Origin of the sequence: Cellulomonas hominis (assembly GCF_901521055.1) — a bacterium.
Classification (GTDB): Bacteria; Actinomycetota; Actinomycetes; order Actinomycetales; family Cellulomonadaceae; genus Cellulomonas; species Cellulomonas endometrii.
Window position 1 is genome coordinate 1 of sequence record NZ_CABEGA010000081.1, and the last position, 12472, is coordinate 12472.

The following is a 12472-nucleotide window of genomic DNA, read 5'->3' on the forward strand; positions in this document are numbered from 1 at the left end:
CCCGGCCGCCGGGCCGCGGGCACGGCCCGGGCCCCCCCGGCCGCCCCGCCCCCGCGCCGGGCCCCGGGGGGGGGGGCGGCCCCCCCGCCCCCCCCCCCCGGGGCGGGGCGGCCCCCCCCCCCGCGGGCGCCGCCCGCCCCGGAGCCCACCCCGGCCCCGACGCCCACCGCGTCGCCGGCCCCCACGGCGTCGCCGTCCGCGACGCCCGTCCCGACCCCGGCGGCCACCCCGTGAACCGCCGGCCACGCACTCCCCGCCACCCGCGCCCCACCGTGAGGAGCACTCCCATGAACGACGCGTCACTCTCCGCCGCCGCCCTCTCGTCCGAGCTGGCCGCCGCCGAGCAGGCTGCCGAGCAGCCCGCCGCGCAGCCCGGCACCGCCGCCGCCCCGCTGCGGATCAGCGTCTTCGGCACCGGCTACCTCGGCGCGACCCACGCGGTCGCGATGGCCGAGCTCGGCTTCGAGGTCATGGGCGCCGACACCGACCAGGGCAAGGTCGACGCCCTGGCCGCCGGCAAGGTGCCGTTCTTCGAGCCCGGGCTGGACCCGCTGCTGGAGAAGCACCTGGACACCGGCCGCCTGACGTTCACCACCGACCTGGCCGCCGCGGCGGCGTGGGGCGACGTGCACTTCATCTGCGTCGGCACCCCGCAGATGAAGACCAGCCACGCGGCGAACCTGGCCTACGTGGAGTCCGCGGCGACCACCATCGCGCAGAACATCACCAAGGACGCGCTGATCGTCGGCAAGTCCACGGTCCCGGTCGGCACCGCCGCGCGGCTCCGCGAGCTCGTGGCCGAGCACACCCCCGCCGGCCTGGACGTCGAGCTCGTGTGGAACCCCGAGTTCCTCCGCGAGGGCAAGGCCGTCGAGGACACGCTGCACCCCGACCGCATCGTCATGGGCGGCACCAGCGCCCGCGCCGAGGCCACCCTGCGCGAGGTCTACGCCGGCCCGATCGCCGAGGGCACCCCGGTGGTCGTCACCGACCTGCCGACCGCCGAGCTGGTCAAGGTCAGCGCCAACGCGTTCCTCGCCACGAAGATCTCGTTCATCAACGCGATCTCCACGGTCTGCGACGCGGCCGGCGCCGACGTCACGGTGCTCGCCGACGCCCTCGGGCACGACGTCCGCATCGGCCGGCAGTTCCTCAACGCCGGCCTCGGCTTCGGCGGCGGCTGCCTGCCCAAGGACATCCGCGCGCTCATGCACCGCGCGAACGAGCTCGGCGCCTACCGGGCGTCCGCGCTGCTGCAGCAGGTCGACGAGATCAACATGGGCCAGCGCGAGCGCGTGCTGGACATGGCGGTCGAGGCCTGCGGCGGCTCCGTCCTCAACCGGCGGATCGGCGTGCTCGGTGCGGCCTTCAAGCCCGACACCGACGACGTCCGCGACTCGCCGGCGCTGAACGTCGCGGCGGCCCTGCACCTGCGCGGCGCCCAGGTCACGGTGTTCGACCCGGAGGCCGGCGACACCGCGCGCCGCTCCTTCCCGACGCTGTCGTACGCGACGTCGATGGAGGAGGCCGTCGAGGGCACCGACGTCGTCCTGGTCCTCACCGAGTGGGACCAGTTCGCGAACGCCGACGCCGACAAGCTGGCCGGCCTCGCCGCGACCCCGCGGGTCGTCGACGCGCGCGGCAAGCTGGACCCGACGCGCTGGCGTGCGGCCGGCTGGCAGTTCGCCGGCCTGGGGCGCACCGCCGCCTGAGGCGCAGCACCGACGACGAGGGGCGTCCCGGCGGGACGGCGTGCACCCGCACGCCGGACCGCGGGGGCGCCCCTCTCGCGTGCGGTCTGGCGCGCTGTCGGAGGCAGGTGGTCGGATGGGTGTGCACCGCTCGCCGGCCGGCGGGCCCGCGTCGAGGAGGACGAGCATGAGCGTGCACGACAAGCCCTGGCCCGACGGCACCCCCTGCTGGGCGGAGCTCGCCGTCCCCGACCTGGAGGCCGGCCGCCGGTTCTACGCGGACCTGCTGGGGTGGGAGTTCGAGGTCGGCCCCGAGGAGACGGGGTTCTACAGCGAGGCCCTGGTCGGCGGGCGGCGCGCGGCCGCGCTGAGCGGGGTGCTGCCGGGCGGCTCCGGGGACGGTCCGGCGGCGTGGCTGACGTTCCTCGCGACCTCCGACGTCCGGGCGTCGGTCGAGCGCGCCGTGTCAGCCGGGGCGGAGGTGCTCGCCGGGCCGATGGACGTCATGGACTTCGGCGCGATGGCGGTGCTCCGCGACCCCACCGGGGCGACGTTCGCGCTCTGGCGGGCGGGGATCTCCGTGGGCGCGCAGGTCGTGAACGAGCCGGGCGCGATGATCTGGAACGAGCACCTGTCCCCGCGCTTCGAGGACGCGAAGGAGTTCTACCGCGCCGCGTTCGGGTACGCGCTCGACGACATCAGCGCGCCCGGGTTCGACTACGTGACGCTGCTGGTCGAGGGCCGCGCGGTCGGGGGCGTCGGCGGCGGCGGGGAGCCGCCCGAGTGGGCCGTGTACTTCGCGGTCCCCGACACCGACGCGACGACGGCCGCCGCGGTGCGGCTGGGCGGCGCGGTGTTCGCGCAGCCGGAGGACACGCCCTACGGGCGGCTCGCCGGGGTCACCGGGCCGTTCGGGGAGCGGTTCTGGCTGATGTCGACGGACGAGCCGAGCAGCCCGCCCGCCGGGTGACGCACGGAGTGGGGCGGCCGGCGACGGCTACCCTCGACGCCGTGCCCGCTCCCGACGCCCCCGACGACGCCCGGCCGGGCGACGCCTTCCGGCACGCCAAGAAGACCGCCGGCGAGCCGGTCCGGACCTACCACCCCCGGCGGGCCGGGCTCGGCGAGCGCCGCGCCGAGGCGCTGGAACGGCTGTGGCCGCGGCTCGGGTTCTCCGTGCACGACGAGACGCTGGGCCTCGCGCCGACCCTGCCCGACGGCACGCTCGACACGCAGCGGCTGTTCGGCCGCACCGCCCCCGTGGTGCTCGAGATCGGCTCCGGCATGGGCGAGGCGACCGCGACGATGGCGGAGGCCGACCCCTCCCGGGACTACCTGGCCGTCGAGGCGCACCTGCCGGGCATCGCGAACCTGCTGGTGCTGCTCGACCACCGCGGCCTGACGAACGTGCGGGTCGCGCACGGCGACGCGCTGGACCTCGTGCGCCGGGTCGTCGCGCCGGGCTCCCTGGACGCGGTGCACGTGTTCTTCCCGGACCCGTGGCCGAAGGCGCGGCACCACAAGCGGCGGATCATCGCGCCGGAGCACGTCGCGCTGCTCCGCAGCCGGCTGGTCGTGGGCGGCACCCTGCACTGCGCGACGGACTGGGAGCCGTACGCCGAGCAGATGCTCGAGGTCGTCGACGCCGACCCGGGTCTGACCAACCCGTACCGCGGGTTCGCGCCGCGCCCGGCGCACCGCCCGGAGACCCGCTTCGAGCGCCGCGGCCTGGACGCGGGCCGCGCGTCCCGGGACGTGATCGCGACCCGGACGGCCTGAGCCGACGGGACCGGCCGAGCCGGACGTCGCCTACGCGCGGCTCAGGTCGTCGATGCGCAGGACGCGGTCGGCGGTGCGGACGGCGCCGGGGCGGTGCGCGATGACCAGCACCGTGCGGCCCCGGCACACCTCGACCAGGGCGTCCTGGATCTCGGCCTCCGTGGCGACGTCGAGCTGGCTGGTCGCCTCGTCGAGCACCAGCACCGGCGCGTCGAGCAGGAGCGCCCGCGCGATCGCGACCCGCTGCCGCTGCCCGCCCGACAGCCGCTCGCCCATCTCCCCGACCCGGGTGTCGTACCCGTCGGGCATGGCGAGGACCGCGTCGTGCAGCGCGGCACGGCGGCACGCCTCGACGAGCTGCTCGTCGGTCGCGTCGGGCGCGGCGAGGCGCAGGTTCGCGGCGAGGGTGTCGTTGAACAGGTAGGTGCTCTGGCCGACGACCGCGACGTGCCGCCGCAGGTCCTCCAGGGCGACGTCGCGGACGTCCACCCCGCCCAGCAGCACCCGCCCGGCGTCCGGGTCCCACGCGCGGGTCAGCAGGTTCACCAGGGTCGACTTGCCCGAGCCCGACGAGCCGACGACCGCGGTGGTGCCGCCCGCGGGCACGTGCAGGTCGAGGCCGTGCAGGACGGGACGGCGGTCGCGGGGCGGGGCCGCCGACGCGGGGTCGTCCGGGTCGACCTCGGGCGCCGGGTAGGTGAACGACACGCCCTCGAACCGGATGTCGAGCGGCCCGGCCGGGACGGGGACGGGGTGCGCGGGCGACGTGGTGGCGGGCGCGGCGTCGGTGACCCGCCAGAGCCGGCGCGCGGCGGCGAACGCCTGCTCCAGGTCCGGGGCGACGTCCTCGACGGCGAGCACCGGCGTGAACACCGCGAGCGCGAGCACCACCGCGACGGCGTACGCCGGCCAGCCGAGCGCGCCGGACGACACGCGCGCGGCGCCGACCAGCGCCACGGTGACGACCGCGCCGACCATGAGCACCGAGTTCGCGGCCCGGCGGCGGGCGGTCCAGGTGGCGAGCGTGCCGAGCCCGGCGTGCACCTCGGCGGAGACGGCGCGGGCCTCGGCGCGGCGGCGGCCCGCGGCCCCGGACGCGAGCACCTCCCGGACGCCCTGCAGCGACTCGGTGACGAGCTGCGCGAGCCGGCCCCGCGCGGCCCGGACGTGCGTGGCGGCGGCGGCGCTCGGCGTCCGGCCCCAGCCGGGGACGACCGCCCCGACGAGCACGAGGAACGGCAGCAGCACGAGCGCCAGCACCGGGTCGTACCCGACGGCGAGCACCACCAGCACGACCGCGGGCACCACGACGGCGCTGACGGCCGGCACCAGCGTGTGGGCGAAGAACACCTCGACCCGGTCGACGTCCTTGGTCGCGCGGTTCACCAGGTCGCCGGTGCGCCGGGACAGCACCCCGGCGGGCGACTGCGGCGCGAGCCGGTCGTAGAAGTCGACGCGCAGCATCGCCAGGGCCTTGAACGCGACGGCGTGGCCGGTGAACTGCTCCAGGTAGCGCAGCACGCCCTTGACCAGCGACAGCACGACGAGCGTCCACACCACCGGGGCGACCAGCGCGGCCGGGTCCTGCGCGACCCGGGCCACGCCCCAGGCCGACACGCCCAGCAGCGCGATCCCGAGCAGCTGGCCCGCCACCCGGCAGACCAGCGAGGCGGCGAGCGGCGCGAGCACGGGCCGGCCGAACCGGACCAGGCGGCGGGACACGGCGGCACGGGACAGGGGCGCCGGCGGCGTCCCGGGTGCGGCCTGGGCGGCGGGAGCGAGGGGTGCAGCGGGTGCGGCGGTGCTCACGGCGTGGCCTCCTGCGCCGCGAGCGGCCCGCCGGCGACGCCGGACAGGTCGAGGGCGCGGGCGTAGTACGAGTCGATGCTGCCGAGCCGGTCCGGCGGTCCCTGCTCGACGATGCGGCCCTCCGCGAGGACCAGCACCTCGTCCGCGCCGCGGACCGTGCTGAGCCGGTGCGCGACGAGGACGACGGTCCGCCCCTCGCCGGCCCGGTCGAGCGCCTCGACCAGGGCTGCCTCCGAGGCGGCGTCGACCTGGCTGGTCGGCTCGTCGAGCAGCAGCACGGGCGCGTCCTTCAGCAGCGCCCGCGCCACGGCCAGCCGCTGGGCCTGGCCGCCGGACAGGGACAGCCCGCGCTCGCCGACGCGGGTGGCGAGCCGGTCCGGGAAGGACCGGACGTCGTCCGCGAGGTTCGCCTGCGCGAGGGCGTGCCACAGGCGCTCGTCGTCGGCCTCGGGAGCGGCGAGCCGCAGGTTGTCCGCGAGCGTGCCGGTGAACAGGTACGTGCTCTGCGCGACGACCGCGGTCTGGGCGCGGACCCAGTCGACCGGCACGGTGGTCGCGTCGTGCCCGCCGACCCGGACCTGACCGGCGCCCGGGCGCAGGTGCGCCTGCAGCAGCGCGGCGACGGTGCTCTTGCCGGAACCCGACGGGCCGATGAGGGCGACGCGGCCCCCGCGCGGGACGGTGAAGGACACGTCGTCGAGGACGGGCCGGCCGCCCGGGTAGGCGAAGGAGACGTGGTCGAGCGCGACCGCCTCGGGCGCGGGGGCGCCGGAGCGGTCGGGGGCGCGGTCGGCGTCCGGCACCAGCAGCGTCGTCGTGGCCGGTGCGCGCACGCCGGGCGCGTCGGCGGCGACGGCACGCTGCGCGAGCACCGTGTCGATCTCCCGGACCGCGGCCCGTCCGCCCATGCCGACGTAGAAGAACTGGCCGACCCGGTCGAGCGGCTCCAGCAGCACGGTCGAGACGAGGACCACGGCGACCGCCTGGCCCGGGGTGATCGCCCCGTCCCGGAGCCGCACCATCGCCAGGCCGGCCGCCGCGGTGACCATCGCGAGCGAGAAGGACGAGTCGATGACCAGGAGCACGAGCTGGTTGCGCGCGAGCAGGCTCATGACCATCCGCCGGAGCTGCTCCGCCCCGCGGGCGAGCTCGGCGCCCTTGGCGGCCGCCCGGTTGAACGCCGTGGCGGTGGGCAGGCCCTGGATCGCGTCGAGGAACTGCGCGGCGAACCGCCGCGCGGTCATCCGGTACTGCACGGACACCCCGCGGAAGGCCCGCTGGAAGCCGCCGACGAGCAGCGGGATCGCGGGCAGCGCGAGGGCGAGCCAGCCGGCCACCACCCAGTCCACGGCCGCACCCAGCGCCACGAGGGCGATCACGGGGACGGTCATCGAGGCGATGATCGGGAACCGGAACGTCGCCTCGTAGGACGCGGCGCGCTCGACCCCGTCGGTGGCGGTCGAGACGAAGCGGCCCGAGCGCTCCTGCGTCCGGAACGCCACACCCAGGCGGAACACCTGGTCCAGCAGGACGTCACGCCGCTCGGTCTCCCGCGGGCCGACGGCGCCGAGGCTCAGCCGGGGACCGGCGAACGCGGCGGCGGCCATCACGACCACGCCCAGGACGATCGCCACGAGCGCCCCGCCGGGGACGCCGGCGCCCGTGCGCGCGCCGTCGAGCACGGAGCCGAGCGCGAGGTACACGGCGGTGGTGCCCGCGGCGACCACCCAGGTCAGCACGGCGGGCACGACGCTCACGCGCCGGGGCAGCGGCGGGGTCGGGACGACGGGCGGGCCGACGGGCCCCGCACCGGGCCGCCCGGGGTGACCACCGCCCGGGCGCCCGGGGTGACCGCCGCCCGTGCGCCCGGGGTGCCCGCCGCCCGGGCGCGCGGGGTGACCACCGGGGGTCGCGGCGTGCGGGGCGGTCATGCGGGCTGTCCTCCGTCGTGCGGGCGCGGGCTGTCGGGAAGCACCCTGCCACCTGCCCCCGACGTCCCGCTCTCCGGGGAGCCCGGTGCGACAGGACTCACACCGGCGCGGGTCCGGCGCCGCCGGAGCAGCAGCGCGACGCCCGCGGCGACGACCAGCACCAGGAGCGCGACGAGCGCCCACGGGACCGCGACGACCGAGGCCTCGGCCGCGGCGCGCGCCGTCGCCCCGCCGCCCAGCCCGACGGCGGTCGCGACGGCCTGCACCTGCACGTCGACGGGCCCGAGGCTCCGCACGCCGTCCAGGACGACCTCCCGCTCCAGGCTCGACCCCGGCAGGACCTCGAGCGGCTCGGCGTCGGCGGCGGCTGACGGCACGGTGCGCCGGGTGCCCGCGAGGCCGGCGACGGTGACCGCCTCCGTGGGCAGGACCCGGGCGTTGCCGGTGTTCGTGACCCGGTACCGGACGACGACCGTCCCGGCGCCGAGCGGGTTCGCCGTGCCGCGGTGCTCGACCGTGAGGCCCTCGACGGCGACGGCCGGGGCGACCGCGCCGGCGACCCGCAGGTGCATCCGCAGGGCGAGCCGGCGGTCCAGGCGCACCGTGGAGCCGTCGTCGGCGCTCACGGCCGCGGTGACGACGCCGCCGCTGTGGTCGCCGGGCGTCGCGTCGGCGGGGACGCGCACGGTGAACGGCACCTCGACGGACGCACCGGGGGCGAGGGAGACCGCGGGCAGGTCGAGCTGCACCCACGTGCCGACGCCGGTGGACGGCTCGTCGGCGGGGAGCAGGTCGAGCTGGCCGCTGGTGGTGGTGCGGGCGTCCGCCGCGTAGACGTCGAGGTCGAGCGCGGTCTGCCCGTGGTTGGTGACGACGACCGCGTCCCGGACCTCCTGGCCCGGCTGGACGTCGTAGGCGAAGTTCGCGCGGCCGGCGCCCTGGTCGTTCTCCGCGGGCACGACGCCCCACGACAGGGCGGTGGGGTCGGCCGCGGCCGGGCCGACCACCGCGCCGGCGCCCGCCGGGACGAGCAGCAGCGCGGCCGCCACGAGGACCCCGGCGACGGACGCCCGCAGGCGCGCGGGCGTCCGGGTGGTCGTGCGGGTGGTCGTGCGGTGGGGGGTGGGGACGGGGGCGTCGGTCACGGCGTGCTCAGCCCACCACGGTCAGGGTGAGGACCCCGGTGTAGTCGCCCGCGGGGGTGTCGAGCGGCAGGCGCAGCGCGAGCGCCGCGTCGACCGCCACGGCGCCGGCCGCGTGCCCGGCGGGGGCGGAGACCAGCGTGGAGGCGGCGGACAGGCCGCTGCCGGTGCCCGCGGCGACGGCCGCACCGGCGACCGCGCCGACGGTGTTGCTGCTCAGTGCGGGCGTCCAGCCGAGGGCGGAGCCGTCGAACGACCCGGCCGTGCCGGTGAAGTCCGACACCGCGCCGTTGACCGTCCAGGCGCTCCCGGACGTGCGGGTGTCGGAGACCGTCACCTGCTTCAGCTGCCCCGCCGCGGTGAACGCGCTCGCGTCCGCCTGCGCCGTGCCGAGGCTGACCGCGCCGGCGCCGCCGCCGACGGACCACGTGAGCTCACCGGTCGGCTCGGGTGCCGCGGGGACGGTCACCTCGAGGTCCACGTCCTCCTCGCCGCCCGTGCCCGGGTCGGTGCCGGGGTCGGTGCCCGGGTCGGTCGCGTCGACGGTCCAGCCCACGCTGAGCGGCTGCGTGACCTTCTTCGGGTCGGCCGAGCCACCCGAGGAGTACCAGTACGAGGTCTGGCCCGTCTTGCCCTGGAACGTCACGAACGACTGCGGGAACGAGCCCCACGACGCGCCGGTCCGGGTCTGGGTCCCCGTGCCCGGGGTGACCTCGACGCCCAGGTAGTCCGGGGTGACGGTGAAGCCGTCCTCGTCGACGCTCACGCCGGTCAGGTCGGCGAGCACGATCTGCTCGGGGGCGACCTCGACCCACTGCGACTGGTCCTCCATGGACGTGCCGTAGCCGGACGCGGTGCCCGTGAGCTGCCCCGTGCCGTCCGCGGCGACCGTGAGGACCGGGTCGCTGAACGTCCAGTACGTCATGCCGCCGTAGAACGCCACGGTCACGTCGCCGTCCCAGGACACCGACGCCGTGCCGGCCGCGACGTCCACGGTGCCGGCGCCGCCGGAGAACACCGCCTGGTTCAGCGTGCTGCTGCCCGGGGCCGGCGACACCGCGGACCCGTTCGGGCCCACGCACTTCGTGGCCCACGTCGGCTGCTCGAACCCGCCCGCGGCGGTCGGCTTCTGGATCGTGACGGCGCCGGCGGACGACGCGTAGAAGCCGTCGGCCTCCGTCCACACCCGCGACGACCCGGTGTTGCCGGCCTTGCCGGCGCTGAGGAAGTTGCAGCCGCCGAAGTACGCGCCGCCGCCCGTCTCCTGGTTGAGGGTCCAGCGCAGCTGCACGTCGTCGACGCTCGCGGGAGCGGCGGCGGCCGGCAGCGCGGTCACCAGAGCGGCGGCGGCCCCGAGGGCCAGCACCCCCAGGCCGGCGACGGCGCGCCGCGCTCGGTGACGGTTCGCATCCACCATCGTGAGTTCCTCTCGGTCGGTGCCGGTCGGGGGACCGGCGGGGGTCCGCGCACCGTGCGGCGCGCGGGGGTCCGGGCGGCGCGCTCGCGTCCGCCCGGGTCTCATCGCCACGGCAGCACGAGCCAGCCGCGGCGGAATCCGATGACGGTGCCGGAGCCCGCGAGCAGCAGGCCGGTCATGCCCCACGCCGCGCGCTCCCCCGCCGTGCCCGCGGCCGCGGCGGCGGGCACCAGGCCCGGGGCGGCGCGGCCGACGGTCAGCGCGGTCACGCCGGGGACGGCGGGCAGCGCGGGCGCGGCGAGGACGTCCCCGGCGGACGAGGCAGCCGTGCCGCGCGCGCCGCCGCTGCCCCCGCTCCCGCCACCGAGCAGCGACCCGGACGCGGGCGCCGCGGTCGCCGCGGGCCGCTCGTCGACCGGGGTCAGCGGCCGGTCCGCGTCGTAGGACACGTACATCGCGGTCGCGGGCTTGCGCGCGTCCGCCTGCCCGCCCGAGGAGTACCAGTACGCCGCCTGGCCGGTGCGCTGCTGGAAGTCGACGAAGCTCTGCGGGAACGCGCCCCAGTCGGCGCCCTCGCGCAGCTGCGGCGTCGCACCGGCCGGCACCTCGACCGCCACGCCGCGGTACGCCGGGACCGCCCGGAAGCCCTGGAGGTCGCCGCCGACGTCGACACCCGACAGGTCCGCCAGCACGACGGTCGTGGCCGGCAGCGCCTCCCACCGCGACTGGTCGTCCATCGCGGTGCCGAAGCCCCCTGCGGTCGCGGTCAGCTGCGCGCGGCCGTCGGCCGCCACGGTCAGCACCGGGTCGCTCGCCCACCAGTACGTCAGGCCGCCGTAGAGCACGACGGTGAACGTGCCGGTCCAGCGGACCTGCGCGGTGCCGGTGGCCGGGTCGACCGTGCCGCGGCCGCCCTCGAGGACGACTTGGGTCTCGGTGGTCAGGCCGTTGGCGGTGGTGACGGTGGTGCCGTCGCGGGCCGCGCAGCGCGTGTCCCACGAGGCCGGCGCGTAGGTGCCGTCGGGCCCCGGCTTCTCGACCCGGACGTCGTCGGCCACGGCCCGGTAGAACCCGTCCGTCGCGGTCCACACCTTGCCGCCGTGGGTGTCGCCGTCCGCGCCGGGGACGCCCGCCATGAGGAAGTGGCAGCCCCCGAAGTACGCGCCCGACCCGGCCTCCGTGCTGAGCGACCAGCGCAGCTGCGCGTCGGAGACGGTGAAGGGCTGCGCGCCGCGGTCGGGCACGGTGACCGTGACGGCGATCCGGCCCGGGTCGTCCCCGGCCGGGTCGGCGAGGGCGGCCGGTGCCGTCCCGAGCAGCAGCGCGACCCCGAGGCCGGCGGCGGCCAGCAGGCGCCTCATCGGGTCGCCCCCGCGGTCGTGGCGGTCGTCGCGGCGACCGGTGGGCGCGCGGGCGGCGGCGTGGCGGGCGTGCCACGAGGACCCGCCGCCCGCAGCGCCGCCGCCCGGCGCGCGGCCCGGCGGCGGCGCTGCGCGGTCACGAACGACGCCAGCACCACGAGCAGCAGCAGGGCGCCGGCCGCGGCGACGGCCGTCTCCGCCGCGTCGAGCCCGAGCAGCACCGCGTCGTCGTCGGGCGTTGCGGCCGCCACGAGGTCCGCGGCGGTCGCCTCGGCCGGGTCGCGGGTCACGGTGAGCTCGACCTGCGGCACCTGGCCGGACTGCGCGCCGGTGAGCGTGAGCACGTGCGTGCCGACCCGCAGGTCCGCGGGCAGCTGGAGGATGCCGGCGATCTCGCCGTGCGCCCCGGCGGTGAGCGGGCCGACGGACACCACGCCGGAGTCCAGGGTGGCGACGACCTGCTCCCCCGGCTCGAAGCCCTGGGCCGCGAAGGTCATCGCCCGGCCCTGCACGGCGGTCGCCTGGTCGACGCCGAGCGTCGCGGGCGCGCGCTCGGTCACCGCCGTCTCGGGCGTCCCGGCCGCGGCTCCCGCGGTCCCGCCCGTCGCCGGCGCGCCTGCCCCCGCGCCCGCACCCGCGCCGAAGGACACGGGGGTGAACGTCTCGTTCGTCGCGTTCTTCACCCCGTGCGCGCCGATGGTGATGACGCCGCACTGCACCTGCGTGCAGTCGACCTCCGTCGTGGCGCCGGAGCGGTCCTGCGACGTGAACCGCGGCCCGGGGACCGAGAGCTCGGTGGCCCACGTCCCGTCGGCGGCCAGCACACCGCCGTTGGCCGCGCCCTCGGTGTCGGACCCCGGGAACGCCACGAACTTCTGGTGGCCCTCGTTCGACGCCGACTCGCTGTCCGGGACGTACCGGTAGTCCTCGCCGGTCAGCCCGCCGCTGCTCGGCCGCCACGAGCCGCCCGCCGGGTCGTCGACCCAGCCGAACATGACGTAGATCCCGCCGAGCCCGCCCTGCACCGACTGGAACCCGGACCCGCTCACCCGCAGGGTCGACGGCCCGTCGGCGGGCGCCGACGCCCCGCCGGAGGGTCCGGTCACCGTGACGGACGCCGCGGCGGACGCGGCCGGGGCCACGGCCACGAGGCCCGCGAGCGCCAGCGCGGCGACGAGGACGCCGGTCGCGAGGACGCGCAGCGGCGGGCGCGCAGCGGCGGGGGGGGGGGGGGGGGGGGCGCCCGCCACGACGATGACCTTGAAGTACCCGACGATCCACAGCGCGACGGCAGCCGCGGCGACGATCAGGAGGAACCGCCAGGACCAGGCAGCCGCGGCCC

The 12472-nt window shown here is 77.6% G+C and carries 8 protein-coding genes and 1 pseudogene; 3 read left to right on the forward strand and 6 right to left on the reverse strand.

All coding sequences use genetic code 11. The annotated features are described in order from the left end of the window. The first annotated feature begins 287 nt into the window (after positions 1-287). The 3 genes from KJP73_RS17610 (at position 288) to trmB (ending at position 3470) form a co-directional block, all read left to right on the forward strand. On the forward strand, positions 288-1712 hold the full coding sequence (locus KJP73_RS17610) for a UDP-glucose dehydrogenase family protein (RefSeq protein ID WP_213284184.1): 1425 nt from the start codon (positions 288-290) through the stop codon (positions 1710-1712). A 166-nt stretch (positions 1713-1878) separates the two neighbouring features. Continuing rightward, positions 1879-2661 (forward strand): VOC family protein, encoded by a 783-nt coding sequence (locus tag KJP73_RS17615; protein ID WP_213284185.1) that lies wholly within the window; start codon positions 1879-1881, stop codon positions 2659-2661. 41 nt (positions 2662-2702) lie between these two features. After that, on the forward strand, positions 2703-3470 hold the full coding sequence (trmB, locus tag KJP73_RS17620; protein ID WP_213284186.1) for a tRNA (guanosine(46)-N7)-methyltransferase TrmB: 768 nt from the start codon (positions 2703-2705) through the stop codon (positions 3468-3470). A gap of 30 nt (positions 3471-3500) precedes the next feature. Here the strand turns inward: trmB and cydC are convergent, their stop codons facing one another. The 6 genes and pseudogenes from cydC to KJP73_RS17650 form a co-directional block, all read right to left on the reverse strand. Next, positions 3501-5279 carry a thiol reductant ABC exporter subunit CydC gene (gene cydC / locus KJP73_RS17625; protein ID WP_213284187.1) on the reverse strand — a complete coding sequence of 593 codons (1779 nt, stop codon included), beginning with the start codon at positions 5277-5279 and terminating at the stop codon, positions 3501-3503. After that, a complete protein-coding gene (locus KJP73_RS17630) occupies positions 5276-7210 on the reverse strand; it encodes an ABC transporter ATP-binding protein/permease (protein WP_213284188.1) in 1935 nt (644 codons plus the stop codon). Before KJP73_RS17630 ends, cydC begins: the two co-directional genes overlap by 4 nt. Next, entirely contained in the window at positions 7207-8355 is a 1149-nt protein-coding gene (locus KJP73_RS17635; RefSeq protein WP_213284189.1) for a WxL protein peptidoglycan domain-containing protein, read from the reverse strand. Before KJP73_RS17635 ends, KJP73_RS17630 begins: the two co-directional genes overlap by 4 nt. Before the next feature lie 7 nt (positions 8356-8362). Continuing rightward, on the reverse strand, positions 8363-9769 hold the full coding sequence (locus KJP73_RS17640) for an HtaA domain-containing protein (RefSeq protein ID WP_213284190.1): 1407 nt from the start codon (positions 9767-9769) through the stop codon (positions 8363-8365). 101 nt (positions 9770-9870) lie between these two features. Continuing rightward, positions 9871-11130: a hypothetical protein gene (locus KJP73_RS17645; protein WP_213284191.1), complete on the reverse strand. Its 1260-nt coding sequence runs from the start codon at positions 11128-11130 to the stop codon at positions 9871-9873. Continuing rightward, a pseudogene (locus tag KJP73_RS17650) lies at positions 11127-12472 on the reverse strand (hypothetical protein); the annotation flags it as partial. The pseudogene KJP73_RS17650 and the gene KJP73_RS17645, both read right to left, overlap by 4 nt.

Excerpts from the sequence above, each read along its gene's own strand:
- KJP73_RS17610 (WP_213284184.1), top strand. The coding sequence starts at position 288 with ATGAACGACGCGTCACTCTCCGCCGCCGCCCTCTCGTCCGAGCTGGCC.
- KJP73_RS17615 (WP_213284185.1), top strand. The coding sequence starts at position 1,879 with ATGAGCGTGCACGACAAGCCCTGGCCCGACGGCACCCCCTGCTGGGCG.
- KJP73_RS17630 (WP_213284188.1), bottom strand. The coding sequence starts at position 7,210 with ATGACCGCCCCGCACGCCGCGACCCCCGGTGGTCACCCCGCGCGCCCG.
- KJP73_RS17640 (WP_213284190.1), bottom strand. The coding sequence starts at position 9,769 with ATGGTGGATGCGAACCGTCACCGAGCGCGGCGCGCCGTCGCCGGCCTG.
- KJP73_RS17645 (WP_213284191.1), bottom strand. The coding sequence starts at position 11,130 with ATGAGGCGCCTGCTGGCCGCCGCCGGCCTCGGGGTCGCGCTGCTGCTC.